General features: G+C 64.2%; 26 protein-coding genes. 19 read left to right on the forward strand and 7 right to left on the reverse strand.

Features of this window, described 5'->3' with window-relative positions; translation table 11 throughout:
* Positions 1 to 214: 214 nt before the first annotated feature.
* From BVH06_RS11030 to BVH06_RS11045, 4 genes are all read right to left on the reverse strand, one after another.
* Entirely contained in the window at positions 215 to 1543 is a 1329-nt protein-coding gene (locus BVH06_RS11030) for a dicarboxylate/amino acid:cation symporter (protein WP_075934112.1), read from the reverse strand.
* A gap of 279 nt (positions 1544 to 1822) precedes the next feature.
* On the reverse strand, positions 1823 to 3133 hold the full coding sequence (locus BVH06_RS11035) for an ATP-binding protein (RefSeq protein ID WP_218189497.1): 1311 nt from the start codon (positions 3131 to 3133) through the stop codon (positions 1823 to 1825).
* Between the two features lie 56 nt (positions 3134 to 3189).
* Positions 3190 to 3867, reverse strand: a complete 678-nt coding sequence (locus BVH06_RS11040; RefSeq protein WP_075929435.1) for a response regulator — start codon at positions 3865 to 3867, stop codon at positions 3190 to 3192.
* A 71-nt stretch (positions 3868 to 3938) separates the two neighbouring features.
* Positions 3939 to 4547 (reverse strand): outer membrane protein, encoded by a 609-nt coding sequence (locus BVH06_RS11045; RefSeq protein ID WP_075929436.1) that lies wholly within the window; start codon positions 4545 to 4547, stop codon positions 3939 to 3941.
* Positions 4548 to 4839: 292 nt separating this feature from the next.
* Between BVH06_RS11045 and napE the strand changes: the two genes are divergently transcribed.
* From napE to BVH06_RS11100, 11 genes are all read left to right on the forward strand, one after another.
* Positions 4840 to 5007 (forward strand): periplasmic nitrate reductase, NapE protein, encoded by a 168-nt coding sequence (gene napE, locus BVH06_RS11050; protein WP_075929437.1) that lies wholly within the window; start codon positions 4840 to 4842, stop codon positions 5005 to 5007.
* A gap of 26 nt (positions 5008 to 5033) precedes the next feature.
* Positions 5034 to 5294, forward strand: coding sequence for a chaperone NapD (locus tag BVH06_RS11055; RefSeq protein WP_075929438.1), 261 nt, complete (start codon positions 5034 to 5036; stop codon positions 5292 to 5294).
* Positions 5291 to 7795 carry a nitrate reductase catalytic subunit NapA gene (gene napA / locus BVH06_RS11060; protein WP_075934114.1) on the forward strand — a complete coding sequence of 835 codons (2505 nt, stop codon included), beginning with the start codon at positions 5291 to 5293 and terminating at the stop codon, positions 7793 to 7795. The genes BVH06_RS11055 and napA overlap by 4 nt, the downstream gene beginning before the upstream one ends.
* Before the next feature lie 11 nt (positions 7796 to 7806).
* Entirely contained in the window at positions 7807 to 8292 is a 486-nt protein-coding gene (locus BVH06_RS11065) for a nitrate reductase cytochrome c-type subunit (protein ID WP_075929440.1), read from the forward strand.
* Positions 8293 to 8301: 9 nt separating this feature from the next.
* Positions 8302 to 8898, forward strand: coding sequence for a cytochrome c3 family protein (locus BVH06_RS11070; protein ID WP_075934115.1), 597 nt, complete (start codon positions 8302 to 8304; stop codon positions 8896 to 8898).
* A 21-nt stretch (positions 8899 to 8919) separates the two neighbouring features.
* Positions 8920 to 9642: a 4'-phosphopantetheinyl transferase gene (locus tag BVH06_RS11075; protein WP_075934116.1), complete on the forward strand. Its 723-nt coding sequence runs from the start codon at positions 8920 to 8922 to the stop codon at positions 9640 to 9642.
* A 202-nt stretch (positions 9643 to 9844) separates the two neighbouring features.
* Entirely contained in the window at positions 9845 to 11134 is a 1290-nt protein-coding gene (locus tag BVH06_RS11080) for a M18 family aminopeptidase (RefSeq protein WP_075934117.1), read from the forward strand.
* A 7-nt stretch (positions 11135 to 11141) separates the two neighbouring features.
* Entirely contained in the window at positions 11142 to 11729 is a 588-nt protein-coding gene (lpcA, locus tag BVH06_RS11085; RefSeq protein ID WP_075929444.1) for a D-sedoheptulose 7-phosphate isomerase, read from the forward strand.
* Positions 11730 to 11840: 111 nt separating this feature from the next.
* The gene (locus tag BVH06_RS11090; protein ID WP_075934253.1) at positions 11841 to 13952 is read left to right on the forward strand and encodes a mechanosensitive ion channel family protein; all 2112 of its coding nucleotides are present in this window, start codon (positions 11841 to 11843) and stop codon (positions 13950 to 13952) included.
* Positions 13953 to 14057: 105 nt separating this feature from the next.
* Entirely contained in the window at positions 14058 to 14654 is a 597-nt protein-coding gene (locus BVH06_RS11095; protein ID WP_075929445.1) for a LemA family protein, read from the forward strand.
* Positions 14655 to 14670: 16 nt separating this feature from the next.
* Positions 14671 to 16557, forward strand: a complete 1887-nt coding sequence (locus BVH06_RS11100) for a M48 family metallopeptidase (RefSeq protein ID WP_075934118.1) — start codon at positions 14671 to 14673, stop codon at positions 16555 to 16557.
* 70 nt (positions 16558 to 16627) lie between these two features.
* Here BVH06_RS11100 and BVH06_RS11105 read toward each other — a convergent pair whose 3' ends face one another.
* Positions 16628 to 17506: a CAP domain-containing protein gene (locus BVH06_RS11105; RefSeq protein ID WP_075934119.1), complete on the reverse strand. Its 879-nt coding sequence runs from the start codon at positions 17504 to 17506 to the stop codon at positions 16628 to 16630.
* Positions 17507 to 17614: 108 nt separating this feature from the next.
* On the opposite strand from BVH06_RS11105, the gene stpA reads away from it, so the two are divergent.
* From stpA to BVH06_RS11125, 4 genes are all read left to right on the forward strand, one after another.
* Positions 17615 to 18883, forward strand: a complete 1269-nt coding sequence (gene stpA, locus BVH06_RS11110) for a glucosylglycerol 3-phosphatase (RefSeq protein WP_075934120.1) — start codon at positions 17615 to 17617, stop codon at positions 18881 to 18883.
* An 85-nt stretch (positions 18884 to 18968) separates the two neighbouring features.
* Entirely contained in the window at positions 18969 to 19865 is an 897-nt protein-coding gene (locus tag BVH06_RS11115; protein ID WP_075929449.1) for a bestrophin family protein, read from the forward strand.
* 477 nt (positions 19866 to 20342) lie between these two features.
* Positions 20343 to 20669: a hypothetical protein gene (locus tag BVH06_RS11120; protein WP_075929450.1), complete on the forward strand. Its 327-nt coding sequence runs from the start codon at positions 20343 to 20345 to the stop codon at positions 20667 to 20669.
* A gap of 182 nt (positions 20670 to 20851) precedes the next feature.
* Complete coding sequence (locus BVH06_RS11125) at positions 20852 to 21412, forward strand: MFS transporter permease (protein ID WP_075934121.1); 561 nt, start codon at positions 20852 to 20854, stop codon at positions 21410 to 21412.
* A gap of 89 nt (positions 21413 to 21501) precedes the next feature.
* Here BVH06_RS11125 and BVH06_RS11130 read toward each other — a convergent pair whose 3' ends face one another.
* Complete coding sequence (locus BVH06_RS11130) at positions 21502 to 22539, reverse strand: DUF2167 domain-containing protein (RefSeq protein WP_075934122.1); 1038 nt, start codon at positions 22537 to 22539, stop codon at positions 21502 to 21504.
* 114 nt (positions 22540 to 22653) lie between these two features.
* Complete coding sequence (locus tag BVH06_RS11135; protein ID WP_075934123.1) at positions 22654 to 22917, reverse strand: DUF2798 domain-containing protein; 264 nt, start codon at positions 22915 to 22917, stop codon at positions 22654 to 22656.
* Between the two features lie 143 nt (positions 22918 to 23060).
* On the opposite strand from BVH06_RS11135, the gene BVH06_RS11140 reads away from it, so the two are divergent.
* The 4 genes from BVH06_RS11140 (at position 23061) to BVH06_RS11155 (ending at position 26111) form a co-directional block, all read left to right on the forward strand.
* Positions 23061 to 23984, forward strand: coding sequence for a LysR family transcriptional regulator (locus BVH06_RS11140; protein WP_075934124.1), 924 nt, complete (start codon positions 23061 to 23063; stop codon positions 23982 to 23984).
* A gap of 98 nt (positions 23985 to 24082) precedes the next feature.
* Positions 24083 to 24364, forward strand: coding sequence for a peptidylprolyl isomerase (locus tag BVH06_RS11145; protein WP_070886824.1), 282 nt, complete (start codon positions 24083 to 24085; stop codon positions 24362 to 24364).
* A gap of 144 nt (positions 24365 to 24508) precedes the next feature.
* Complete coding sequence (locus BVH06_RS11150) at positions 24509 to 25651, forward strand: putative zinc-binding metallopeptidase (protein WP_075934125.1); 1143 nt, start codon at positions 24509 to 24511, stop codon at positions 25649 to 25651.
* 43 nt (positions 25652 to 25694) lie between these two features.
* A complete protein-coding gene (locus BVH06_RS11155) occupies positions 25695 to 26111 on the forward strand; it encodes a GFA family protein (RefSeq protein ID WP_075934126.1) in 417 nt (138 codons plus the stop codon).
* Positions 26112 to 26151 lie beyond the last annotated feature (40 nt).

Here is a 26151-nt window from a genome sequence, read left to right on the forward strand (position 1 = left end):
CAATGACAGAAAAGCCCTCCCAAAAGGGCAGGAACGTATTAACATCGTGCACAAGAACGCCGGTTTGTAGATGTGTTTGCTCGCACGAACATCATCCATCAAACCGGCGTTCTTGTTTCTGTCTTTCCCAGGATTCCGTGAAGAACCATAAAAAAGCCCGCCACAAGGGCGGGCCAGGTGACCTTCCCTGCCGGGAAGGTCGACGACATTTCTATCAGGAAACCTTACCAGCGTTATCGGCAGGCACGGCCACCACGTCCGGACGACCACCGGAGGCCAGCTCGCGCTGCAGGGTGTCTTCGTCCAGCTCCTTGCACCACTTGGCGACCACGATGGTGGCGACGCCGTTACCGACCAGATTGGTCAGCGCGCGGGCTTCGGACATGAAACGGTCGATACCCAGGATCAGCGCCAGGCCGGCAACCGGCAGGTGGCCGACGGCAGACAGAGTGGCGGCCAGAACGATGAAGCCACTACCGGTCACGCCAGCAGCGCCCTTGGAGGCAACCAACAGCACCAGCAGCAGGGTGATCTGGTGGGTGATGTCCATCGGGGTATCGGTGGCCTGGGCGATGAACACCGCGGCCATGGTCAGGTAGATCGAGGTACCGTCGAGGTTGAAGGAGTAACCGGTAGGGATCACCAGGCCGACGACCGACTTGTTGGCACCGAGTTTTTCCATCTTGGTCAGCATGCGTGGCAGGGCCGACTCGGACGACGAAGTACCCAGCACGATCATCAGCTCTTCGCGGATGTAGCGGATCAGACGCAGGACGCTGAAGCCGTGGGCACGGCAGATGCCGCCCAGCACGATGAGCACGAAGAAGAAGCAGGTGATGTAGAAGCACAGCATCAGCTGACCCAGCTGCACCAGCGAGCCGACACCGTACTGACCGATGGTGAAGGCCATGGCACCGAAGGCACCGATGGGCGCGAGCTTCATGATCATGTTGATGATGCCGAACATGACATGGGCGATGCGATCGATGAATTCGAGCACTGGGCGACCGAACTCACCCATGCGCTGCAGCGCAAAGGCGAAGATCACCGAGAAGAACAGTACCTGCAGGATGTCGCCGTTGGCGAAGGCACCGACCACGGTGGCCGGGATCACGTTGAGCAGGAAGCCGATGGTGGTCTGCGCTTCACCGGCCTGGGCGTAGGCGGCGATCTTACTGGCATCCAGCGTGCTCGGGTCGACGTGCATGCCAACACCTGGCTGCACCACGTTGACCACGACCAGACCGATGATCAGGGCGATGGTGGACACGATCTCGAAATACAGCAGCGCGTAGCCGCCGGTCTTGCCGACTGCCTTCATGTCCTGCATGCCGGCGATGCCGCTGACGACGGTACAGAAGATGATGGGTGCGATGACCATCTTGATGAGCTTGACGAAGCCATCGCCGAGCGGTTTGAGGGCGACGCCTGTTTCTGGATAGAAATGGCCGAGCAGGATGCCCACGGTGATGGCGAACAGCACCTGGACGTAAAGCATTTTGTAGAACGGTTGACGGACAACTTCGTTCGTTGTGGCAGTCATGGTGAATCCTCATGGGTGCGGCTGACATCCAGCGACGTCCGCACCACCTTTCTTGTTTAGGCGCCAACCCTCCTGACCTGGAGGGATTTGTTAGTAGGACGCTAGCGCGACCTTGACGCAGCAAAAGCAAGCGCCATGCCATACAAGAAAAAACAGGATAAACCTTTGATATAGCTGGATTTTAAAAAGAACCGCAGGCGCATTTACGCCGCCAATGGCGGTTTTCCGCACGGCCCTCGCGCAGGCGTGGCGGATTCCCACCAAAGCAGCTCAACGCAATCAGATGCACACTCGAAAGGCCGCCCCGCCCAGCTCGGACTTTTCGAGAAAAAGCTCACCCTCGTAGCTTTCGATGATGTCCTTGACCACCGCGGTACCGATGCCCTGCCCCGGGTGCTGGGCGTCCAGGCGCTCGCCACGGCGCAGGATGCGCTCACGCTGATCCACCGGCACGCCCGGCCCGTCGTCTTCTACGCAAAGCTGACAGGTGCCACCTTCGATCCGGGCACTGATGCGCACCTGGCCCAGGCACAGGCGGTAGGCGTTTTCCAGCAGGTTGCCGAGCAACTCGAGCAGCGCGGCACGCTCCATGGGAATTTCCAGCCAGGCATCGAACTGGCGCTGCACGCTGACCTGTTTGTCGCGGTAGACCTTGTCGAGTGCTCCGCAGAGGTTGTCCACCACGCTGGCCAACGGCACCCGATGGCGCACCAGGCCGCTCTTGCGCAGGCTGGCGCGTTGCAGCTGATAGCCGATCTGCTGGCTCATGCGCTCGATCTGGCCTTGGAGTATCTGCGACTGCTCACGGTTCTCGGGCTTGGCGGCGATCACCTCCGCGGCGCCCTGCAGCACCGACAGCGGCGTCTTCAGGCTGTGCGCCAGGTCGTCCAGAGAGTGCCGGTAGCGCTCACGTTGCTGGCGTTCGCTGTCGAGCAGGCGGTTCAGCGAGCCGGTCAGGCGCAGCAGCTCGCGGGGGTGGTCATCGCTCAGGCGCTCGCGTGTGCCGCCCTCCACTTCGTCCAGTTCTTCACGCAGCCCGCGCAGGCTGCGAAAGCCCCAGGTCAGCCCGAACCACAACAACCCTAGAAGCAGCAACAGCGCGCCGCCGAGCCACAGGTAGAGCTGCTTGGTGAAATCGTTATAGAGCGCCAGGGTATCGCTGGCTGGCTGCATGGTGACGATGCTGAATGCCGCGCTCTGCCCGCGCAGCAGCTTGATCTCCACGTCATAGAGGTAGAACTCGCGGCCCTGGCGATCCGTGGTGCGCAGCAGTTCGTCGCCGCGCCCGTCATAACGCGGCAGGTAGGACACCGACATGTCACGGGTCGACGGGGACTGCCACACACGCTGCCCGTCGCGGTCGTAGATGAAGCCCAGCAACTGGGCGTCGGGCAGATCGAACTCCTCGTCGGGCAGCTTGCTGGGCATGCGCAACTTGCCATCGTCGGTGCGGGCGGCGGATATCAGGGCTCCGGCGTCGGCAGCCAGGCGTTTCTCCACCGATTTTTCCAAGGCGATCAGGAAGGCACCCTGCAAAGCCGGCAACAGCGCCAGCATGAACAGTACGGCGATTACCGTGCTGCCGAGCATCAGGCGCAGGCGCAGGGAGGACACCCAATGTGTTTTCAACCGCGCCAAGCCTGACGTCACCGGCAGCGCTCGGTGAACAGATAGCCCTGGCCGCGTACCGTCTCGATCGGTTTGAAGCCGTTGCAGTTTTCCAGCTTGCGGCGCAGACGGCCGACCAGCACCTCGATCACGTTGGGGTCGCGTTCCTCGTCATCGGGGTATAGCTGCTCGATCAGCCGCTCCTTGGGCACCACCTGTTGATGGTGGCGCATCAGGTACTCGAGGATGCGGTACTCGTAGGCGGTCAACCCCATGCCCGCACCATCGATCAGCGCCTGCTTGCGGTTCATGTCGAGCAACAACGGGCCGGCCTCGATGGTCGACTGGATGAAGCCCGAGGAACGGCGCAGCAGCGCATTGAGGCGCGCTTCGAGTTCTTCGAACTGAAAGGGTTTGACCACGTAATCGTCGGCGCCGGAGGCCAGGCCCTCGACCTTGTCCTGCCAGTTACCACGGGCGGTGAGAATCAGGATGGGAAAGGTCTTGTCACGACTGCGCAGCTGGCGAATCAGATCCAGCCCGCTGATGCCCGGCAGACCGAGGTCGATCACCGCCAGGTCATGGTGGTATTCATCGACGCGATACAGCGCCTCCTCGGCATTGGCGACCGCGTCCACCACGTGGCCTTGTTCGCCGAGTCGGGTATAGAGATGGTGACGCAGCAGCGCCTCATCCTCCACGACCAGCAATTTCATCGTTGCATGCCCTCTTCATCAGGAGTGAAGCCGGGCCGCCCAAGGGGCGACCCGAGTCCTCGACAACAGATTTAGAACTTGTAGTTGACGCCCATGTACCACTGCCCGCTGCTATGCAGATCCAGGGAGCCGACCTTGCCCTCGCCGTGCGGGGCGAATTCGGTGCTGGCATTGGTGCGCAGGTAACGGTAGCCACCCTCGATGGAAGCGTTATCGTTGACTTCCTGCAGCAAGCCCGCCTGCAAGCCGGCAGCATACCCGACATTGGTGTCACGCGAGACACCGGGGCTGTTCTGCTCCAGCTTGACCAGACCCAGGGTGCCGCCACCGAACAGTTTGGTGCCGTTCTCGTTCAGTGGCAGAAAGGCGTCGTAGCTGCCGAGCAGATTCTGCTGACGCAGCTTGAGGCCGTCGTTGCTACCGGAGATGTACTCGTAGGTGGCGTAGTAACGGCCGGCATCGTTCTGCTGACCGGCGCGCACGCCCCAGGTGCTGGTGTTGTTGATCACGCCGTCGAAGTTCGGATCACCCAGGTTGGCATTCAACGCCGAGGACTTCTGGATGTTGTTGCTGGTTTGGCCCCAGGTGAAGCCGGCGAAGTTGTTGTCGGCATGGGCGGTGGACGCAGCGCCGACGACCAGGGAAGTTGCCAGAGCCAGTTTGGTCAGAGTCGCTTTCATGGAGATGCCTCTCGATTGGCAGTGGGTTGATGAAGAACTCGAGAATCATCCTGCCTTGGGTCGACTGAACCCCTCCTGAACCCTTGCTGAACCTCGCCTGAACGACCGACCAGCAGGCTTTTCGCCGCCTGCCACGGCGTAATGGCCCAGGCATTGACCAGGGTCAATACCCCACTGGCCAGTGCGACTAAGGTCGGGCTTAACGACCAGAGACCGTCAGGTTGCCAGCGCCAGAAGCGTGGCACCAATCCATGACGGCACATGCACACGCCTGACCGATGAAGACCTGCCCATGCCTAGCCCTTCCGAAGACACCGGGGGCAAACGCCGCGAACGCCGGCTGTTTCTATTCCTGGTGATATTCCTCTTCCCGCTGCTTTCCGTGGCCCTCGTCGGCACCTACGGCTTCGCCGTCTGGTTCCTGCAGATGCTCTTCGGCCCGCCCGGCCCACTCAACTGATTCACCTCGGCTTACAGGAGCCCGTCATGGACGCCCCCCTGCACATCGCCAGCTTCATCGTGCATGCCCGCCCCGAGCAGCTCGATGCGGTGCTCGCCAACCTGCGCCTGCTCGACGACCTGGACGTGCATCAGCACAGCCCGGAAGGCAAGGCCGTGGTGGTGATCGAAGCGGTCGACGAAAAACTCATCCTGCAGCGCATCGATCAGGTCAACGCGCTGCCCGGCGTGCTCAACGCCGCACTGATCTACCACGAATGCCTCACTTCGGAAGGAGCCGCTCGATGAGCATGACCCGCCGCGAATTCACCAAGGCCCAGGCTGCAGCCATCGCCGCAGCCGCCGCTGGCCTGCCGATCGTGTCCAGCGCCAGCAATCTGGTCGCCGATGCGGAGAACACCCGCCTGGACTGGAACAAGGCGCCCTGCCGCTTCTGCGGCACCGGCTGCAGCGTGATGGTCGCCACCCGCGACAACCGCGTGGTGGCCACCCACGGCGACATCAAGGCCGAGGTCAACCGCGGCCTGAACTGCGTCAAGGGCTACTTCCTGTCGAAGATCATGTACGGCGTCGATCGTCTGACCACACCACTGCTGCGCATGAAGAACGGCATCTATGACAAGCAGGGCGAATTCCAGCCGATCAGCTGGGAGCAGGCCTTCGACATCATGGAGGAGAAATTCAAGGCAGCCCTGCGCGAGCACGGCCCACAGGCGGTCGGCATGTTCGGTTCCGGGCAGTGGACGATCTGGGAAGGCTATGCCGCCAACAAGCTGATGAAGGCCGGCTTTCGCAGCAACAACATCGACCCCAACGCGCGCCACTGCATGGCCTCGGCGGTGATGGGTTTCATGCGCACCTTCGGCATGGACGAGCCGATGGGCTGCTACGACGACATCGAAGCCACGGACAGCTTCGTGCTGTGGGGCTCGAACATGGCCGAGATGCACCCGGTGCTGTGGAGCCGGGTCACCGACCGGCGCCTGAGCCAGCCCGGCGTCAAGGTGGCGGTGCTGTCGACCTTCGAACACCGCAGCTTCGACCTGGCCGACATCCCCATGGTGTTCAAGCCGCAAACCGACCTGCTGATCCTCAACTACATCGCCAACCACATTATCCAGAGCGGCGCGGTGAACCAGGATTTCGTCAAGCGCCACACCCGCTTCGCCCTCGGCGCCGACGACATCGGCTATGGCTTGCGCCCGGACAACCCGCTGGAGGTGAAGGCCAAGAACGCGAAGAACGCCAACACCTGGAGCGACATGTCGTTCGAGCAGTTCGCCGCCTTCGTCAAACCCTACACCCTGGAGCGCGCCGCCAGAGAGTCGGGCGTGCCGGCCGAACGTCTCAAGGCGCTGGCCGAGCTGTACGCCGATCCGAAGCGCAAGGTGGTGTCGTTCTGGACCATGGGCTTCAACCAGCACACCCGAGGCGTGTGGGCCAACAACCTGATCTACAACATCCATTTGCTGACCGGCAAGATCAGCGAGCCGGGCAACAGCCCCTTCTCGCTGACCGGCCAGCCTTCGGCGTGCGGCACCGCCCGTGAAGTGGGCACCTTCTCGCACCGCCTGCCGGCGGATCTCGTGGTCACCAACCCGAAACACCGCGCCACCGCCGAGAAGATCTGGAAACTGCCCGCCGGCACCATCCAGGAAAAGCCCGGTTTCCACGCCGTGGAGCAGAGCCGCATGCTCAAGGACGGCGTGCTCAAGGTGTACTGGACCCAGGTCAGCAACAACATGCAGGCCGGCCCGAACATCATGCAGGAGGTGCTGCCCGGCTGGCGCAAGCCGGACAACTTCGTGATCGTCTCCGACGTCTACCCGACCACCTCGGCCCAGGCCGCCGACCTGATTCTGCCCAGCGCCATGTGGGTCGAGAAGGAAGGCGCCTACGGCAATGCCGAGCGTCGCACGCAGTTCTGGCACCAGCTGGTCGGCGCACCGGGCGAGGCCAAATCCGACCTGTGGCAACTGGTGGAGTTCTCCAAGCGCTTCACCACCGATGAAGTCTGGCCGGCCGAGCTTTTGGCCCAGACGCCGCAGCTCAAGGGCAAGACGCTCTATGAGGTGCTCTACCGGAACGGCCAGGTCGACGCCTTCCCGGCCGAACAGCTGGAAAAGGGCTTTCGCAACGACGAAGCGCAGGCCTTCGGCTTCTACCTGCAGAAGGGCCTGTTCGAGGAATACGCCCAGTTCGGCCGTGGCCATGGCCACGACCTGGCGCCGTTCGACCGCTACCACAGCGAACGCGGCCTGCGCTGGCCGGTGGTCGAGGGTTCGGAAACACGCTGGCGTTATCGCGAGGGCCACGACCCTTATGTGGCCAAGGGCAGCGACGTGCAGTTCTACGGCTACCCCGACAACCGCGCGATCATCTTCGCCCTGCCCTACGAGCCGCCAGCCGAGGCGCCGGACGACGATTACCCGTTCTGGCTCAGCACCGGCCGGGTGCTCGAGCATTGGCACACCGGCAGCATGACCCAACGCGTCGACGAGCTGCACCGCGCCGTGCCCGATGCACTGGTGTACATGCACCCCGACGATGCCAAGGCCATGAAGGCCCGGCGCGGCAGCGAGGTGAAGGTGATCAGCCGGCGTGGCGAGATCCGCGCGCGCATCGAGACCCGCGGGCGCAACAAGCCGCCACGCGGCCTGGTGTTCGTGCCGTTCTTCGACGCCAACAAGCTGATCAACAAGGTAACCCTCGACGCCACCGACCCGATCTCCAAGCAGACCGACTACAAGAAGTGCGCGGTGAAGATCCAATTGATCAGCGCGGCATGAGGAGCACAGCCATGAAACTGCGTTATCTGCCATTGCTGCTGCTCGCCGTGTTCGGCGTGGCAGTGGCCGCCGACCTCGGCTACCCACTGGACGCCCCGGCACCGGACGGGCGCCGCCCAGGCGGCACCCTGACCCAGGAATTCCCGGCGCCGCGCATCGCGCCCGAGGAAAACAAGGACATCCGCCGCGAGCGCAACTACCCCGAACAGCCGCCGACCATCCCGCACACCATCGTCGGCTACCAGGTGGACCGTTTCGGCAACCGCTGCATGGCCTGCCACAGCCGCGCCAACAGCGCGCGCAGCCAGGCGCCGATGATCAGCATCACCCATTACATGGACCGCGAAGGCCAGGCCCTGGCAGCGATGTCGCCGCGCCGCTATTTCTGCACCCAGTGCCACGTCACCCAGGCCGAGGTGAAGCCGCTGGTGGAGAACGGTTTCAGGAACATCGACCAGATTCTGCAGGATGAACGCAAACCTGCCGGGCACCCCTGAGGAGGCACCATGAAATCGCTGCTCGCCCTGCTCGGCACTTACTGGAAGATCCTGCGCCGTCCCAGCGTGCACTACAGCCTGGGCTTCCTGACCCTGGGCGGCTTCATCGCCGGGATCATCTTCTGGGGAGGTTTCAACACCGCGCTGGAGGCCACCAACACCGAGCAATTCTGCATTTCCTGCCATGAAATGCGCGACAACGTGTTCGTCGAGCTGCAGGACACCATCCACTACAACAACCGCTCCGGAGTGCGTGCCACCTGCCCGGATTGCCACGTGCCGCACCAGTGGACGGACAAGATCGCGCGCAAGATGCAGGCCTCCAAGGAGGTATGGGGCAAGATCTTCGGCACCATCAACACCCGCGAGAAATTCCTCGAGAAACGCCGCGAGCTGGCCGAACACGAGTGGGCACGCCTCAAGGCCAACGACTCGCTGGAGTGCCGCAACTGCCACAACTTCGATTTCATGGATTTCACCCGCCAGAGCAAGCGCGCAGCGCAGATGCACTCCACGGCGCTGGCCAACGGCGAAGCCACCTGCATCGACTGCCACAAGGGTATCGCCCACAAGCTGCCGGACATGCACGGCGTGCCCGGCTGGTAAGCGGCGGGCCGGCGCGGCAGAATGCCGGCCATGAGCAAAGCCCCTCTGCCCCGCTGCTGCAGCCCCCTCGCCGATCACTGGCCGTTCACGCGGCCACTGGCCGGCGCGCAGTTGATCAGCACCCATTTCGACCCAACCCGACTCGACGAAGGCGACTACCTGGCCGCAGGCGTACCGCCGGTGCGCGGCGTCGCCAAACGCCAGGCCGAGCACCTGGCCGGGCGTCTGTGCGCACGCGAAGCGCTGTATCGGGTCACCGGCGTGGCCAGCGTACCGGCGGTCGGTGAGGACCGGGCGCCGCAATGGCCGGCGCAGGTCAGCGGGTCGATCACCCATGGCCAGGGCTGGGCCGCCGCCATCGTCGCGCCCGCCCGGGATTGGCGAGGGCTGGGCCTGGACGTCGAGCGGCTGCTGTCCAGCGAGCGCGCCGAGCGGCTGGTCGGCGAGATTCTCACCGCCGATGAGCTGGCACGCATCGCCGAACTAAGCCCAGAGCAGCGCGCCTGGTGGATCAGCCTGACCTTCTCGCTCAAGGAAAGCCTGTTCAAGGCGCTCTACCCGCTGGTGCTCACGCGCTTCTATTTCCAGGATGCGGAACTGCTCGACCTAGACGCCGAACAAGGCAGCGCGCGCCTGCGCCTGTTGATCGACCTGAGCGAAGAGTGGCAAGCCAAAACCGAACTGGCCGGCATGTATGCCGAGCTAGACAATCAGGTACTCAGCCTGGTGGCCATCAAGGCCTGAACGAGCACTTGCTCTTCTAGCCTGCGGTTGAGCGCAGCGATACCCAGGGCCAACTCGAATACACCGCCGTTTTCAAGACCGCCCCGGGTATCGCTTCGCTCAACACCGGGCTACCTGAACTGATCCCTGCATACGCGAGGAAACGCCAACAGCGCCGCGGGCAAATCCGATAAACTCGGCACATTGCCGTCCGGAGTGCCCCATGCGCGAAGAATTGAATCAAGGCCTGCTCGACTTTCTCAACGCCTCCCCTACACCCTTTCATGCCACCAGCAGCCTGGCCATGCGCCTCGAAGCCGCCGGTTACCGCCAGCTCGACGAGCGCGCGCCCTGGTACACCGAAGCCGGTGGCCGCTATTACGTGACCCGCAACGATTCCTCGATCATCGCCTTCCAGCTCGGCACGCGCTCGCCCGTAGAAGGCGGCGTGCGCCTGGTCGGCGCCCATACCGACAGCCCCTGCCTGCGCGTCAAGCCCAACCCGGAGCTGGAGCGTCAGGGTTACTTCCAGCTCGGCGTCGAAATTTACGGCGGCGCGCTGCTGGCCCCCTGGTTCGACCGCGACCTGTCGCTGGCCGGCCGCGTCACCTACCGCCGCGACGGCAAGGTGGAAAGCGCGCTGATCGACTTCTACCAGCCGATTGCCGTGATCCCCAGCCTGGCCATCCACCTCAACCGCGAGGCCAATCAGGGCTGGGCGATCAACGCGCAGAACGAATTGCCGCCGATCCTCGCCCAACTGGCCGGTGCCGAGGGTGCCGACTTCCGTGCCCTGCTCAGCGAGCAGTTGGCCATGGAGCACGATTTCAACGCCGATGCGGTGCTCGATTACGAGCTGAGCTTCTACGACACCCAGAGCGCTGCGGTGGTGGGCCTGAATCAGGACTTCATCGCCAGTGCGCGCCTGGACAACCTGCTGTCCTGCTACGCCGGCCTGCAGGCGCTGCTCGACGCCGGTGAAGAGGAAACCTGCGTACTGGTGTGTACCGACCATGAAGAAGTCGGTTCCAGCTCGGCGTGCGGCGCCGATGGCCCGATGCTCGAGCAGGTGCTGCGCCGCGTATTGCCCCAGGGCGATGATTTCGTGCGCACCATCCAGCGTTCCCTGCTCGTCTCGGCGGACAACGCCCACGGCGTGCATCCCAACTACGAAGCCAAGCACGACGGCAATCACGGGCCCAAGCTCAACGCCGGCCCGGTGATCAAGATCAACAGCAACCAGCGCTACGCCACCAACAGCGAAACCGCCGGTTTCTTCCGCCACCTGTGCCTGGAAAACGAAGTGCCGGTACAGAGCTTCGTGACCCGCAGCGACATGGGTTGCGGCTCGACCATCGGTCCGATCACCGCCAGCCAGCTGGGCGTGCGTACCGTCGATATCGGCCTGCCGACCTTCGCCATGCACTCGATTCGCGAGCTGGCCGGCAGCCAGGATCTGGCGCACCTGGTGAAAGTGCTGGGCGCCTTTTACAACAGCCATGACCTGCCCTGAGGCGACCATGATCGAACATATCCGCAACAGCCTGATCGAAGCCCAGCGCGCCCTCGACGCCTTCATCGGCAACGAGCAGACGCTGGCCAATATCGAGCACGCCGCCAACCTTCTGGTGAGCAGCTTCGAGGCCAAGGGCAAGGTGTTTTCCTGCGGCAACGGCGGCTCGATGTGCGACGCCATGCATTTCGCCGAAGAACTCACCGGCCGTTACCGCAAGAACCGCCCGGGCATCGCGGCGGTCTCGATCAGCGACGCCAGCCACATCAGCTGCGTAGCCAACGACTTCGGCTACGACCACATCTTCTCGCGCTACGTTGAATCCCACGGCCGCGAAGGCGATGTGCTGCTGGCCATCAGCACCAGCGGCAAGAGCCCCAACGTGGTCAAGGCCGCCGAGGCAGCGAAGGCCCTCGGCATCAAGGTCATCGCCCTGACCGGCAAGCCAGGCTCGCTGCTGGAAAGTCTCGCCGACGTGTGCATCTGTGCGCCGGGCGGCGATTTCGCCGATCGCACCCAGGAGCTGCACATCAAGGTCATCCACATCCTCATCGAACTGGTCGAGCGTCGTCTCAGCCCGGAAAACTACGCCTGAGCCCAGGGCGGCGTCAGCCGACGCCGCCCGACACTCACCCGCGTGTTGGAGAATTCGCGCGTGATCCGCCTCAACGCCCTGCTGCGCCGCCTGCTGTTGCTCACCCTGGTCATGTTCGCCTGCGCGTCTGCCCAGGCGGCGGGCATCCCGACCCTGTTTGGCGGCACTGGCGAAGCCAGCACCCAGCCCCAGGCGGATCAACCGCTGGATCGCTCCCTCGATGAAGTGATCCAGTCGCTGGAGAACGACAAGCAACGCGCGCAGTTGCTCAACGACCTGAAGACCCTGCGCGACACCACCCAGAAAGCCCAGACCGAGAGCCGCGACGGCGTGCTGGGGCTGATCGGCAATACCCTGAGCGGTATCGAAAGTCAGTTCTCCGGCGAGCACAGCCCGCTGGCGCGCTGGCAGCTGGAGCTGTCACGCAGCCGCAGCGAACTGGCGGCGCTGTTGCCCGAGGCCGGCGAGCGGTTTGCGCTGGTCAGCAACTTCGCGCTGATCATCGGTATCTGGAGCCTGCTGGCCTTCGGGCTGCGGGCGCTCAGCCACCAGGTTCGCCTGCGCTTCGGCCTCGCCGAGGACCTGCCACAGAACCCACGCCCCACCGACCTGCTGCGCTTCGCCCTGCGCAAGCTCGGCCCCTGGTTCGCCGCCCTGCTGATCACCGGATACCTGAGCTACGTGCTGCCCGCCTCCCTGGGCCGCGACCTGGCCATGGTGCTGGCCTACGCACTGGTGGTGGGCACCTGCTTCTCCGCCATCTGCGTGATCGCCTTTTCGCTGCTCGACGGCCCGCACCGGCGCACCGCGCTGAACATCCTGCGCCGCCGCGCCTTTCGCCCGCTGTGGCTGATCGGCAGCTTCGCTGCCTTTGGCGAGGCGCTCAACGATCCGCGTCTGGTCGCCAGCCTCGGCGCCAACCTGGCGCACACCACCGCCACCCTGACCAACGTGCTGGCGGCGTTGTGCACCGGCCTGTTCATCCTGCGCTTCCGTCGTCCGATCGCCCACCTGATCCGCAACCAGCCCCTGGCACGGCGTCTGCGCCAGCGCGGCATCAGCGAGACCGTGGAGCTGCTCGGTAGCTTCTGGTACCTGCCGGCCCTGGCCCTGGTGGCGATTTCCCTGTCGGCGACCTTCGTGTCGGCCGGCGACACCAGCACCGCCTTCCGCCAGTCGCTGGTCTGCACCGTGCTGCTGGTCACCTGCATGGTCGTCAACGGGCTGATCAGGCGGCGTCTGTTCAGGAGCCGTTCGCGGCATCGCCGGCATGCCGCGTATTTCGAGCGCTTCCAGAACTTCTTCCACACCATGCTGAGCCTGGCCGTGTGGCTGCTGTTCATCGAGCTGGGCCTGCGTGTGTGGGGGCTGTCGCTGATCCGCTTCGCCGAGGGCGATGGGCACGAGATCAGCCTCAAGCTGGTCGGCCTGGGCGCGACCCTGGCCTGCGGCTGGCTGGTGTGGATTCTTGCCGACACCGCGGTGCATCACGCCCTCACCCGCTCGCGCAAAGGCCAGACCAACGCCCGCGCGCAGACCATGATGCCGCTGATCCGCAACGTGCTGTTCGTCAGCATTTTCATCATCGCGGCCATCGTCGCCCTGGCCAACATGGGCATGAACGTCACCCCGCTGCTGGCTGGCGCCGGGGTAATCGGCCTAGCCATCGGTTTTGGCGCGCAATCGCTGGTGGCGGACCTGATCACCGGCCTGTTCATCATCATCGAGGACTCCCTGGCCATCGACGACTACGTCGACGTCGGCGGCCACCTCGGCACAGTCGAAGGCCTGACCATCCGCACCGTGCGCCTGCGGGATATCGACGGCATCGTGCACACCATCCCGTTCAGCGAGATCAAGAGCATCAAGAACTACTCGCGCGAGTTCGGCTACGCCATCTTTCGCGTCGCCGTGCCCCACGACATGAACATCGACGATGCCATCAAGCTGTTGCGCGAGGTCGCCACCGAGCTGCGCAACGACGTGCTGATGCGTCGCAACATCTGGTCGCCCCTGGAGATCCAGGGCGTGGAAAGCTTCGATTCCGGCAACGCGGTGCTGCGTGCTCGCTTCAAGACCGCGCCGATCCGCCAGTGGGAGGTGTCGCGCGCCTTCAACCTGGCGCTCAAGCGCCACCTGGACGAATCCGGCCTGAGCCTGGCGACGCCGCGCCTGACCATCCAGATGATGGCGCTCAGCCCGAACAAGGCGGACGAGCAGTAACCGGAACCAACGCACATCCGCGCGGACTGCCCAGTCATGGTGCGCCCGGCGACCTGCACTTTCCGCTACCATGCGGCGACGTTCACCAACCGATAGGGACATCTCATGGATATCTCCACCCTTATCATCATCGCCGTACTGGTCGTGGTGGTTTTCTACGTGATCAGCGTCTACAACCGCCTGGTCAGCCTGCGCAACCGCTACCAGAACGGCTTCGCGCAGATCGAGGTGCAACTCAAGCGCCGCTATGACCTGATCCCCAACCTGGTGGAAACCGCCAAGGCCTACCTCGCCCACGAACGCGAAACCCTCGAGGCCGTGGTGGCCGCGCGCAATGGTGCGGTCGAGGGCCTCAAGCAGGCTTCGCAAAACCCGGGCGATGCCCAAAGCATGAACCTCCTGGCCAACGCCGAGGGCGTGCTGAAGAATGCCATGGGCCGCCTCAACGTGACCGTCGAGGCCTACCCGGACCTCAAGGCCTCGCAGAACATGCAGCAGCTCAGCGAAGAACTCTCCAGCACCGAGAACAAGGTGGCCTTCGCCCGCCAGGCCTACAACGATGCGGTCACCGCCTACAACGCCTACCGCCAGAGCTTCCCGCCGGTGGTGCTGGCGGGCGCCTTCGGCCACGGCAGCGATGCGGCCCTGCTGGAGTTCGCCGACAGCGCGGCGATTCAGGACGCGCCCAAAGTCGCCTTCTGAGCACCGGGGCTAGCGGATGGATTTCTTCGAACAGCAGGACCGTGCCCGACGCAACAGCTCGCGCCTGGTGATACTGCTGGTAATGGCGGTGATAACCCTGGTGGTCAGCACTACGCTGGTGATCGCCGTCGCCTGGCAGGTCTACCAATACGGCAACTACAGCCTCGAGGCGCTGAGCAAGGAGTTGCTGCTCAGCGTGGCCGCGGTGGTCGTCGGCGTGGTGATCCTCGGCTGGGCATTCAAGGCCTCGCAACTGCGCGCCGGCGGCAAGGTGGTCGCCGAGCGCCTTGGCGGGCGCCTGCTCAACCTCAAGCCCGAGGGCCTGCACGAGCAGCGGGTGCTCAACGTGGTCGAGGAAATGGCGCTGGCCGCCGGCGTGCCGGTGCCGCCCGTGTACCTGCTCGAAGAACCCGGCATCAATGCCTTCGCCGCCGGGCTGCGGCCGGAGAACGCGGTGATCGGCGTGACCCGCGGCGCCATCGAGCGGCTCAACCGCGATGAGTTGCAGGGCGTGATCGCCCATGAATTCAGCCATATCCTGCATGGCGACATGCGCCTCAACACCCGCCTGGTGGCGGTGCTGCACGGCATCCTGCTGCTCGGCCTGATCGGCGAGCTGCTGATGCGCGGTGTGGGCCACAGCGGCCCGGCGCGCTCGTCCAGCCGTTCGGACGACAAGGGCCGTGGCAACGCCGTCGCGCTGGTCATGGTGGTCGGCCTGGCGCTGCTGGTGATCGGCTACGCCGGCACCTTTTTCGGCAACCTGATCAAGGCTGCCGTCAGCCGCCAGCGCGAGTTTCTCGCCGACGCCTCGGCCGTGCAGTACACCCGCAACCCCAACGGTATCGCCGGCGCGCTGAAGAAGCTCGGCAGCGGTTCACGCCTGGAAGCCAGCCATGCCGCGGAGTACAGCCATATGTACTTCGGCCAGGGCCTGGCGCTGAGCCGGATGATGGCCACCCACCCGCCGCTGGAGGAGCGCATCCGCCGCATCGATCCGAACTGGAAAGGCGTGGTGCTCGGCGACGAGGTGTTCGAAGCGCCGACGCAGCCCGTCGCGCCACAACAGCCGGCGACCGCAGGCTTCAGCGCTGCCGCGGCGGGCGCCGCCATCGCCAGCATCGGCGAGCCACAACCGCTGCATCTCGAAGAGGCCCGCGAGAGCCTGGCGCAGATCGACGAGCGCCTGCGCGACGCCGCCCACGATCCACACGGCGCTCTGACGATTCTCTACGGCCTGCTGCTGGGCCCTGATGACGCCGCCCGCCAGCAGCGCATGACCTGGATGCAGGCCAACCTGCCACCTCTACTGGCCGACCGCCTGCTGGAGTTGGCCGAGCCGCTGCAACGGTTGCCCGCCGGGCGTCGCCTGCCGCTGCTGGAGCTGGCCATCCCCGCACTCAAGCAACTCGAGCCCCAGGATTTCGTCAGCCTCAAGCGCGATATCGGCACCCTGCTGATCAGCACCGGGCAACTGGGCTTGATGGAATGGGCGCTGCTGCGCATCGTCGAACGCAACCTGGGCATGCAACGCCCCGTGCAAGGCCGTCTGCCGCTGGCCGCGCTGGGCAATGAAAGCTGCGTGCTGCTGGCCGCCCTGGCACGGGCCGGCAATGCCGGCGAGCAGGCGGCCAGCGAAGCGTTCCAGGCCGCCTGGAGCACCCTGCCGTTCACCGCCCGGGTATTTGCCGAGCAGCGCCGCGCCGGAATCAGCGAACTGAACGACGCGCTCAACCGCCTCAACCAGATGCGCCCGCTGCAGAAGCCGCAATTACTCAAGGCCATGGCCCGCTGTATCGAGCATGACGGGCGCATCAGCGCGGGCGAGGCGGAATTGATGCGTGCCGTCGCCGACACTCTGGATTGCCCTATGCCGCCGCTGTTGAGTGATCGTCAGGTCTGACGCCCAATAACAACAAGCCGTTGTTGGCGCAGCCTCTGCCTCTGTGGGAGCTGCGAACCAGCAAATCCGCCTAAAGCCCCGAGCGTCCCGCCGTGCCGAATACCTGCGTCCAATAGATGGTTGCCTGGCTCTGCGGGTTGCTGGCGTAGGCCGCGCCCATTTCATGGAAGTCCGGGTTCATCAGGTTGTAGCAGTGCGAGGGGCTGGCCAGCCAGCCTTCGACCACCTGCTGGGCGCGGCCCTGGCCGGCGGCAATGTTCTCGCCGATCACCGTCCAGGTATAGCCGGCCGCCGTGGCCCGGGCGCCGACCAGGCTACGGTCGCTGCCCTGGTGGCTGAACAGGCTGTTCATCGCCATGTCGCGGCTGTGAGCCAGGGCGGCCTGGCCCAGCGCGTCGTTCCAGCTCAGCGGTTCGGCCGCGTCGAATGGCTGGTCGCCACATTGGCGAGCCGTGCCGCGAGCCTGGTTGACCGCCTCGAGAATCGCCTTGCCCTCTTCCTGCCAATCGCCCAGACGCGCTGGCAACAGCGCCCGGCCGAGCACCACCTGCCAGCTGTTGCCCTCGTGCAGCACGCCGATGTCGGCGAATTGCGCATCCTGTAGTTGCTTGCAATACGACTGCTGCAGCATGGCCATGGCCGCTTCCGGGGTGTCCGGGCCGGTGACGCGGATCAGTTGCACGGCCGCAGCCTGATAGCCAGCCTGTTGCAACGCCTGCTGAAGTTGATCGGAAGAATTGACCTTCTGCTCAGCCAGGCGTCGATCAGGCGCCAGTGGGCCGGCCGCAGGGCTGGCTTGCCCGCCACAGCCCTGCCCGGCCTCGCGGTAGCTGTTGATCAGCTTGGCCAGTTGCGCGGCTTCATCGCCCCTCGCAGTACCTGCGGCACTCGCGCAAAGCAGCAGCGCTGCCGTAACGATCTGCCGAACCCGCTTGGGTGAGTCACTCATCCGTGCTTCCTCTCAAATCCGCTCTGCCAATCTGATGATGGACAACCGCTATGGCCAAATGCTTCAGTGAATCGCCCCATCAGGTGAAACCGCGTTAGACTCGGGCCCATGATTGTGACCGAAACCGCGTATTCGCTCGACCCCACTTCTCTGCTCGATAGCCTCGCTGGCACCGATGACCTGCTGATCATCCAGGATCTGGATGGCGTGTGCATGGCTCTGGTGCGCGACCCCTTAACCCGTACGCTGGATGCTGCCTACCTGCAGGCGGCCCGCGAGCTGGATGGTCACTTCCAGGTGCTGACCAACGGCGAGCACATCGGCAGCCGTGGTGTGAACGGCCTGGTCGAACGCGCCATGGGAAGCGCGCGGCACTGCCAGGAGCAGGGCCTGTACCTGCCCGGGCTGGCCGCCGGCGGCGTGCAGTTGCAGGATCGCCACGGACGCATCGCCCATCCAGGCGTCAGCACCGAGGAGCTGGCGTTTCTCGACGCAGCGCCTGCATGGCTGAACGAATCGCTGAAAGAACTGCTGCGGCAGGCGCCCTACCACCTGGCGGATCGCGATATCGAGCGACTACTGGCCAGCAGCGTGCTCGACAACCCGGTGTCGCCCACGCTCAATCTCAACGCCTTCCATCATCACTGGCATGACCACCCGGCGCTGTATGCGCGTATCCAGGTCGACGGCGCCGGGCTCCTTGGGCAATTACTCGACAGGGCCGCTGCGCAGGGCCTGGCGCAATCGTTCTTCGTCCATTACGCCCCCAATCTCGGTCGCGATGCAGAGGGCCACGAGCGCCTGCGCCCGGCGCAAGGCACCGCGGCGGGTACCACCGATCTGCAACTGATGCTACGCGGCGCCGTCAAGGAAGCCGGTGTGCTGGTGATCCTCAACCGTTACTACGGGCAGCGTACCGGCACGTTCCCCTTGGGCGAGGACTTCAACGTGCGCCAGGCACCAGCCAGCCTCGACGCGTTGCTGCAGTTGGCCGTCGAGCGCTTCGATCCGCGCGGCATGCCGCGCTTGGTCGGCGTTGGCGACACCCTGACCAGCTCGCCCGCCACAACCGATGCTGGCGATAGCACCTGGCTGCGCGGCGGCAGCGACCGCGGCTTTCTCACCCTGGTGCAAGAACTGGGTAAGGCGTTCGCACAGGACAACCGCGTGCTCTACGTCGACAGCAGCCAGGGTGAGGTGCAGCGCCCCGGCGTGAATGCCGCGTACCTGCGCGATCACCCTCGGGATCCCTGGTCGGCGCTCGACGGCATCACCGATGCCAGAGATCCGTTGCGCCTGAATATCATCTTCGCCGGCGGGCCGCGCCAGTACCTGGCCTTCTTCCGCGAGCTGGCCAAGGCTCGCCAACGAGGCTGATTCACCGACCCTGCGAACCTTTCCCGCGGCCCCACGTCCGAATCTCTGCGCTTTCGCCTCACTCGCTCGCGGAGAACTCCACGTGATGCATTCCCTCACCCGTGGTTATCGCTATCTACTCAAGACCTTCGGCTATGTCGGCTGGTCGCTGTTCTGGCTGCTGATCTGGGACATCATCGTCACGGTCGACTACATGCTGTTCCTCGACCGCAGCATCAAACTGCCCTCCATGCCGCTGACCCTGCTCGGCTCGGCCCTGGTAGTGCTGATCAGCTTTCGCAACAGCAGCGCCTACAACCGCTGGTGGGAGGCCCGCACCATCTGGGGCGCGCTGATCAACAGCTCGCGCAGTTTCGCCCGCCAGGCGCTGACCCTGATCGACGACCATGAAGGCAGCAATCCTGTGAAAGTGGTGCTACTGCGCCGCCATGTCGCCTACATCCGAAGCCTATCCGCCAGCCTGCGCAACCAGCCCTGCGACGACGAGGTACGCGCCTTCGTGTCCGCCGAGGAGTTCGAGCGGCGCGGCACCACCAACAATTTTCCCAACGACATTCTCAACGGCTCGGCGGCCATGCTGGCCAGCGAATACAAGGCGGGCCGGCTCGACAGCATCCGCCTTACCCGTCTTGAGTCGACGCTGGTCGACGTCTCCAACTGCCAGGGCGGCCTGGAGCGTATCGCCAACACGCCACTGCCCTATCCCTACGTGTACTTTCCGCGGCTGTTCATCACCCTGTTCTGCGTGATCGTGCCAATCGGCCTGGTCGAGACTCTGGAGTGGTACACACCGCTGGCCTCGACGGTGGTCGGCTTCATGCTGCTGGCGATCGAGCGAGTGGGCAGCGACTTGCAGAGCCCCTTCCAGGTAAGCGAACACCAGATCCAGATGGACACCCTGTGCGAGACCATCGAAAAGAACCTCGAGTCGATGCAACGTGATGCTCAGCGCGAGCGCGACGGGCGCCTCTCTGAAGGCTGACCAGAGGGTCATTTTTCGGCGCGCCAGACGCTTTGCAGCGGGCTCGAAGATTTTTTTGTAGCGAGCAAAATAAATCACTACAAAACTATTGACGGCCCCTGTGCGCTTTTGCATGATGGGCTCGCCTCCCCTGACGGGAGCCCTGACAAGGGCACTTGGGCGAGCTCGGTAATACCAGCCGAGCGTTCCACGATATGTACTGCCCACAAGGCAGATTGATGAAGTCGAGCGTCCCGTGCGGACGAGAGCGTTAGCGAGACATTGTCATGATGCCTGTGGCTGATCCTGCCGATCACCTGCATCCGATCCTGTCTTCACGGCCTTCTCCCCCACCTCCTCGACCTCGGTTAGCCGCCGTTGCGTAGCGATATCCACGCATCACTACACAGCTGTCGGCAGCACTCAAACGCCACGGGCAATGACGGCCGCACTGCAGCGGTCGCCCTAGACAGATCAGAGAATGAAGGGGTAAACGCCATGAACCTGAATCAGCAACCGACCATCGACGACCTCGCCCAGCTGTTCTCCCAGCACAAGGACAGCCTGCACAACCATATTCTGTGGGTATGCGAATCGGGTGAAGTCCGCATCGACCGCCTGCCTGCCGACAAGCCGGAGCAGGAGTTCGTGAGCGAGCGGCCGAACATGCGTACCCGCCTGCGCACCTACCGCCGCGGCCAGGGCTATGTAGGCCGCCGCGCCGCCGCCGATCGCGACTTCATCGGTAACGTGCTGCGCACTCTGCAGCACGACTGGGCCCGCCCCCGCGACCAGAAGCAGGAACTGCTCGACACTTACTGTTGAGCACATCATCCGGTGGGCCGCGACGGCCCACCGTCCAGGACTCGTGACACGCCACATTCTGGAAATACCCGGTAAAATCTCTCGCGCTCCTGGAGGAGCCGTTCGCCGCGCTGCAAGGCAGGTGACGAGCGTTGAACCACTACGCCGCCAGCCCCAGGCGGTGCCTGCGAGACTCAAGGTCAATGGATAACCTGTATAAAACGCCCAGCGCTGAACTTCTGATCGAAGAGCGCCCCCGCGATGCGTTCTTCATCACCTCTCTGAACAAACTCTTCACCCTGTACTTCGTGACGCTCGGGCTCTACTCAATTTACTGGGTCTACAAGCAATGGGATACGCAAAGAGCCGCGATGCGCCCCAAGAAGATCAGCCCGGCTGCGCGCTCGATCTTCCAGATATTCTTCATTCACTCGCTGTGCAGGCTGATCGCCAGGCAATTGCAGGCCAAAGGCCTGGGGGATTGGAAGTATGCGGGCGTGGCGTGGGCGTACATTGTTCTGATCTTCGTCAGCAATGGGCTTTCGCGTGCCGACGGCCACCTCGGCGCCACGCTGGAACTCATGCTGTTGCTGGTTGGCACCATCCTGCCGGCCTGGCCGCTTTCGATCATTCAAGCCAAAGCCAATCTGGTCAGCGGCGATTCCGATGGCAGCAGCAACAGCCGTTTCAGTGTCGCGAACTACCTGTGCATGGTACCGGGCGTACTGCTCTGGTTATTGGTGTTCCTCGGCTATTTCCTCTGAACGCGGAGCCGCTCGCTTCGCGAGCACCGTTGAGCGACCCAATAAAAAGCCCCGGTCGATGCCGGGGCCGTTCGTTCTTCGGGACTGCGTTACCTGGGCTTATCGTCCGGCGCATTGTTCAGATCCATCACGCTGGACACCGGCGGCGGCGTTTCGCTCGGGGCAGGCTCGGCCTTGGCTTGCGGCTGCACCGGGGGCTCGACAGGCGCCGACTGCTGCTTCTTGCCGGTCATTCGCCGCCAGACCCAACCGATCAGCAGTACGGGCAGGAACCACAGTTTTTTCAGCAGCACCAGCGCCGCGGCGAACAGGCCGACCTTGGCCGCCGCCTTGCCGGCGATCAGTGCGCCGAGGCCGTAGGCCGCCACTTCGTCGAGGTCCGGGTTGAAATCGGCGTAGCGGTTGCCATCGTTGAAGTCGGTCATGGCCAACACGGCCGGCACGTTCTCCTCGATCTGCGGCAACTGGTGCATGCCGGCGATGAAGTTGAGCACCAGCACGCCTTTACGGCCCAACACGCGGATGTTGTAGTTGAGGATGTGCTCGTCGCTGTCGCCGAACTTCACTTCCTTGGCCCAGTGCAGCTTCTTGCCGGCGGCGTCGTAGTGCGGCGCCGACGCCCAGCCGACGATGGCGATGGGCTCGTAGCCGTTTCCGGCGCGCCACTCGTTGTCGGCCCTGGCGCCGTCCTGCAGATCCTTGAGCATGTCGTTGTAATCGATATCGGCGGCGTCCTCGTCGGACACGTAGCCGCTTTCCTCATACTCGACGGTTACCGCCCAGGACTCGTCGGCCAGCGGCGAAACGCCTTTGGGCAGGATCATGCCCAGGGGCAGCTTGTCGTCCGGCGGGTTGCCCCAGGCTTCGACGAGCACGCGCTCGGCGTCGGCGCCATCGAGAAACACCATGTTGTCCGGCAGGTTGAGGGTCGCCAGGTTGCTGCCGACAACCACCTTGCCGGAGCGGAAGTGGAGGCTGTCGAGGAATTGCTCCTCGCTAAGGTACTGGCCTTCAGCCTCCTGCGTGCCCGTGGCTTGCTGCGCGTCCTCGGCCGGTGCCTGGTCCGCCCAGGCCAGCGGAACGGTGGAAGCCAGCAGGCTGGCCAATAACAACTCCTTGTAGAACATCTGCAACTCCGTGAGATCGGCTGAATTTCGGGCGCCAGCCTATCATTCATTGCAGAATCATTTAGTAACGTTACGTCATTTTTGGATACATCTCACATTCAGGCGCCCCGACGATCAGCTTCTGACCGTCAATTTCACCAGGCGCAGCACCACGGGCCGAACGCCCATCACGCAGATGAAGGCCACCGGCATGGCCAGCCGATAGGCTTCCAGTACGGCTCCCAGGTAACCCTCGGCCAGGCCGCGATTGGTGGCGGTGATGACCAGGCACATCAGGAACGCCATGATACTGGACATGAAAAAAGCGAAGGCGACAGGCGATAACTTCGCCGGCAGTTTCCAGGTCGTGCGGGTTACGTTCAGCGTCGAATCGGGCATCCGTAGAGTCCTTTTGGCGGTTGATTGATGTTGCGGCAAGCGCGGCCATTATCTGCAGCACCCGTTGCCCCGGGTAGCACGCCGCAGGTAAGGTCAGTACCAAGCAAACCTTATCAATCAAGCAACCAGAAGAAAGCTTGGCTATGGATACTCTGCGTGGCATCGAGAGCTTCGTGAAGGCGGTGGAAAGCGGCAGCATTGCCTCGGGTGCACGTTTGCTGGGCATCAGTGCGGCAGCCGCGAGCCAGAACATCGCGCGACTGGAAGCGTCCCTGGGCATTCGCCTTCTCACCCGCACCACGCGCAGCCTGTCTCTGACCGAAAGCGGCGAGCTGTACTTCAGCCAAGTGCGCAACGTGTTGCGTGACCTCGAGCTGGCGCGCAGCAGCGCCACCTTGCAGCACGACCATCCCCAAGGACGCCTGCGCATCGCCGCCAGCGCCGCCTTCGGCCGCTATGTGCTGGCACCGATGCTGCCGGCCTTCAGCGCCCTTTACCCGCGTATCGCCTGCGAGCTCAGCACCACCGATCGCAGCGTCAACCACATCCAGGAATCGGTGGACGTCAGTATCCGCATCCCTCAGCAGTTGGAGGACGGTCTGGTGGCGCGACACATCGCCAGCGTGCCGTCGATCTATTGCGCCTCGCCAGCCTACCTGCAAAGAGCCGGCATGCCGGACACGCCCGAAGCGCTGCGCGAGCATGACTGCCTGGCCTTCAAGGTCGCTGTGGATGGCCGCCTGATGCCCTGGCGCTTCGTGCGCGACGGCGTGCGTTTCGAGGCGCCGATCCGAGTCGCGCTGGTCAGTGACGATATCGACGTGCTGGCCCGCGCGGCGGTCAATGGCGGTGGCATCACCCGCCTGGCTGCTTTCGTCGCCGAGCCGCTGTTGGCGAGCGAACAATTGCAGCAGCTGTTCACCCCCTCGCAGGATGCCGGTGACCAGGCGCTCATCGAACCGCTCGACTACTACCTGTGCGTGCGCGACCGCTTCGAGCTGACGCCCAAGGTGCGCGCCTTCATCGAACATGTCGTGCACAGCCTGCGCGACGACTGGCGCCCTTGACGCGAGCCCGCGGTTCGCGGCGTGAGGCGCTAACGCAAATTTGACTCGCAGGGCGAATCCGGTAGGCTCGGCAGCTCATTTGAACGGAGTGTTTCCCCATGGCCAAAGCCACTGCCCGCCACATCCTGGTTGCCACCGAAGAGAAGTGCAACGAACTGAAAGCTGCCATCGAAGGCGGTGCCGATTTCGCCCAGGTCGCCAAAGACAACTCCAGTTGCCCATCCAGTCGTGACGGCGGCAACCTGGGTTCCTTCGGCCCGGGCCAGATGGTCAAGGAATTCGACACCGTGGTATTCAGCGCCCCGGTCAACGTGGTGCAGGGTCCGGTGAAGACCCAGTTCGGCTACCACCTGCTCGAAGTGACCAGCCGCCAGGACTGATTCGCGCCTCGCCTGGCGCCGCCCTGGTGCCAGGCGTTCCCCTCGCGCCCCCGCCTCCCCCTACCTGGCCTTCGAAAAGCCTGGAACCGCCGCCCCTGCGCACCACTCTACCGCTGCGGTAGTCAGCGTGGGCGAGGCCATCACATGAACCGGTTCTTCCAGGCCCTTGGCCTGCGCATTGGCGACTCGGCCAAGCAAACCCGCACGCCCAGTCAGAAAGCCCTGGGTAAATGCACCTGCGGCCAGCCCATCTTCTTTCGCAACAGCCAGTGCCTGGCCTGCCAGTCACCCTTGGGCTACGAGCCCGAACGTGGCCAGGTGGTGACCCTGATTCCCGGCGAGGATGCCCACAGCTGGCGTATCGACGGCGACTCCCGGCGCTACCGGCGCTGCGCCAACCTGCATGCCGCCGCCGGCTGTAACTGGCTGCTGCCGCACGCCAGCGAAGCGTCGCTGTGCATCGCCTGCCAGCTCAACCGTACCATTCCCGACCTGTCGGTACCCGGCAATGAACAGCGCTGGGCGCGCCTGGAAATGGCCAAACGTCGGCTGGTCGCGCAATTGCTGAACCTTGGTCTGCCACTGCTCAGCAAATACGAGGATGCCGAACGCGGCCTGGCTTTCGATTTCCTCGGCCCGGATCTCAGCGGCCAACCGCCGATGACCGGACATGCCAGCGGCCTGGTCACCCTGAACATCGCCGAAGCCGACGACGACGTGCGCGAGCAGACGCGCATTCAGTTGCACGAGCCCTATCGCACCCTGCTCGGCCACTTCCGCCATGAGGTCGGCCACTATTACTGGGACCGGCTGATCGCCGGCAGCGCGTGGCTGGACGACTACCGCCGGCTGTTCGGTGACGAGCGCGCCGACTACGGTGCCGCGCTGCAACGCCACTACGAACAGGGCGCCCCGGCCGACTGGCAGGCCTCCTTCGTCAGCGCCTACGCCACCATGCACCCCTGGGAAGACTGGGCCGAAACCTGGGCCCACTACCTGCACATGATGGACACCCTGGACACCGCCCTGAGCTTCGGCATGCGTGCCGGCGACGTGGAGCTGGAGTTCCGGCCCTACACCCGGGCCGCGCTGTATGACCCGGGCGATCCCCAGGCCGAGGAATTCCTGCAGTTCATCAATGCCTGGATCGAGCTGGCCGCTATGCTCAACGAGCTGGCACGCAGCATGGGCCACAAGGATCTCTATCCGTTCGTGCTGTCGGCTGCGGTGGTCGGCAAGCTGCAGTTCATCCACCGGGTCGTCGAGGCGGCGTCCCCGAACCATTGAGCCCGGCTGGTCCAGGCACCGGCCAAGCTGAAGGAGTTCTTGCATGACTCAACTCGACCGACACGGAAGCTGCCTGTGTGGCGCCGTCAAGCTGACCTTGCGCATCGCCAGCCCCGACATCAGCGCCTGCCACTGCGCGACCTGCCGCAAATGGGGCGGCGGCCCGCTGCTGGTAGCCGAGGGTGAGTTGGCGCAGCTCAGTGGCGAGCAGCAGGTGCGCATCCACGACTCATCGGAGTGGGCCGAGCGCGGTTTCTGCGGTCAGTGCGGCAGCCACCTGTTCTATCGCCTGAAAAGCAACGGCCACCATGCCGTGCCGGTCGGTCTGCTTGACGACCATGGCGACTGGCAGTTCGACAGCCAGATCTTCGTCGAATCCAGGCCGGCCTATTACTGCTTCGCCAACCAGACCCGCGAGCTGACCGGCGAGCAGGTGTTCGCCGAGTTCGGCCAGGGCTGATTCCGGGCTCGCCCAGGGACGGCACGACCAGCGCTGGCTT

The organism is Pseudomonas sp. PA27(2017) (genome assembly GCF_001945445.1).
In the GTDB taxonomy this organism is placed as follows: domain Bacteria; phylum Pseudomonadota; class Gammaproteobacteria; order Pseudomonadales; family Pseudomonadaceae; genus Aquipseudomonas.

Coding starts and splice junctions, on each gene's coding strand:
- BVH06_RS11120 (WP_075929450.1), top strand. CDS start 20,343: ATGAACCTGAATCAGCAACCGACCATCGACGACCTCGCCCAGCTGTTC.
- BVH06_RS11145 (WP_070886824.1), top strand. CDS start 24,083: ATGGCCAAAGCCACTGCCCGCCACATCCTGGTTGCCACCGAAGAGAAG.
- BVH06_RS11080 (WP_075934117.1), top strand. CDS start 9,845: ATGCGCGAAGAATTGAATCAAGGCCTGCTCGACTTTCTCAACGCCTCC.
- stpA (WP_075934120.1), top strand. CDS start 17,615: ATGATTGTGACCGAAACCGCGTATTCGCTCGACCCCACTTCTCTGCTC.
- BVH06_RS11150 (WP_075934125.1), top strand. CDS start 24,509: ATGAACCGGTTCTTCCAGGCCCTTGGCCTGCGCATTGGCGACTCGGCC.
- napE (WP_075929437.1), top strand. CDS start 4,840: ATGCCTAGCCCTTCCGAAGACACCGGGGGCAAACGCCGCGAACGCCGG.
- BVH06_RS11115 (WP_075929449.1), top strand. CDS start 18,969: ATGCATTCCCTCACCCGTGGTTATCGCTATCTACTCAAGACCTTCGGC.
- BVH06_RS11135 (WP_075934123.1), bottom strand. CDS start 22,917: ATGCCCGATTCGACGCTGAACGTAACCCGCACGACCTGGAAACTGCCG.
- BVH06_RS11045 (WP_075929436.1), bottom strand. CDS start 4,547: ATGAAAGCGACTCTGACCAAACTGGCTCTGGCAACTTCCCTGGTCGTC.
- lpcA (WP_075929444.1), top strand. CDS start 11,142: ATGATCGAACATATCCGCAACAGCCTGATCGAAGCCCAGCGCGCCCTC.
- BVH06_RS11030 (WP_075934112.1), bottom strand. CDS start 1,543: ATGACTGCCACAACGAACGAAGTTGTCCGTCAACCGTTCTACAAAATG.
- BVH06_RS11035 (WP_218189497.1), bottom strand. CDS start 3,133: ATGCTCGGCAGCACGGTAATCGCCGTACTGTTCATGCTGGCGCTGTTG.
- BVH06_RS11155 (WP_075934126.1), top strand. CDS start 25,695: ATGACTCAACTCGACCGACACGGAAGCTGCCTGTGTGGCGCCGTCAAG.
- BVH06_RS11130 (WP_075934122.1), bottom strand. CDS start 22,539: ATGTTCTACAAGGAGTTGTTATTGGCCAGCCTGCTGGCTTCCACCGTT.
- BVH06_RS11070 (WP_075934115.1), top strand. CDS start 8,302: ATGAAATCGCTGCTCGCCCTGCTCGGCACTTACTGGAAGATCCTGCGC.
- napA (WP_075934114.1), top strand. CDS start 5,291: ATGAGCATGACCCGCCGCGAATTCACCAAGGCCCAGGCTGCAGCCATC.
- BVH06_RS11065 (WP_075929440.1), top strand. CDS start 7,807: ATGAAACTGCGTTATCTGCCATTGCTGCTGCTCGCCGTGTTCGGCGTG.
- BVH06_RS11140 (WP_075934124.1), top strand. CDS start 23,061: ATGGATACTCTGCGTGGCATCGAGAGCTTCGTGAAGGCGGTGGAAAGC.
- BVH06_RS11125 (WP_075934121.1), top strand. CDS start 20,852: ATGGATAACCTGTATAAAACGCCCAGCGCTGAACTTCTGATCGAAGAG.
- BVH06_RS11090 (WP_075934253.1), top strand. CDS start 11,841: ATGTTCGCCTGCGCGTCTGCCCAGGCGGCGGGCATCCCGACCCTGTTT.
- BVH06_RS11040 (WP_075929435.1), bottom strand. CDS start 3,867: ATGAAATTGCTGGTCGTGGAGGATGAGGCGCTGCTGCGTCACCATCTC.
- BVH06_RS11055 (WP_075929438.1), top strand. CDS start 5,034: ATGGACGCCCCCCTGCACATCGCCAGCTTCATCGTGCATGCCCGCCCC.
- BVH06_RS11105 (WP_075934119.1), bottom strand. CDS start 17,506: ATGAGTGACTCACCCAAGCGGGTTCGGCAGATCGTTACGGCAGCGCTG.
- BVH06_RS11095 (WP_075929445.1), top strand. CDS start 14,058: ATGGATATCTCCACCCTTATCATCATCGCCGTACTGGTCGTGGTGGTT.
- BVH06_RS11100 (WP_075934118.1), top strand. CDS start 14,671: ATGGATTTCTTCGAACAGCAGGACCGTGCCCGACGCAACAGCTCGCGC.
- BVH06_RS11075 (WP_075934116.1), top strand. CDS start 8,920: ATGCCGGCCATGAGCAAAGCCCCTCTGCCCCGCTGCTGCAGCCCCCTC.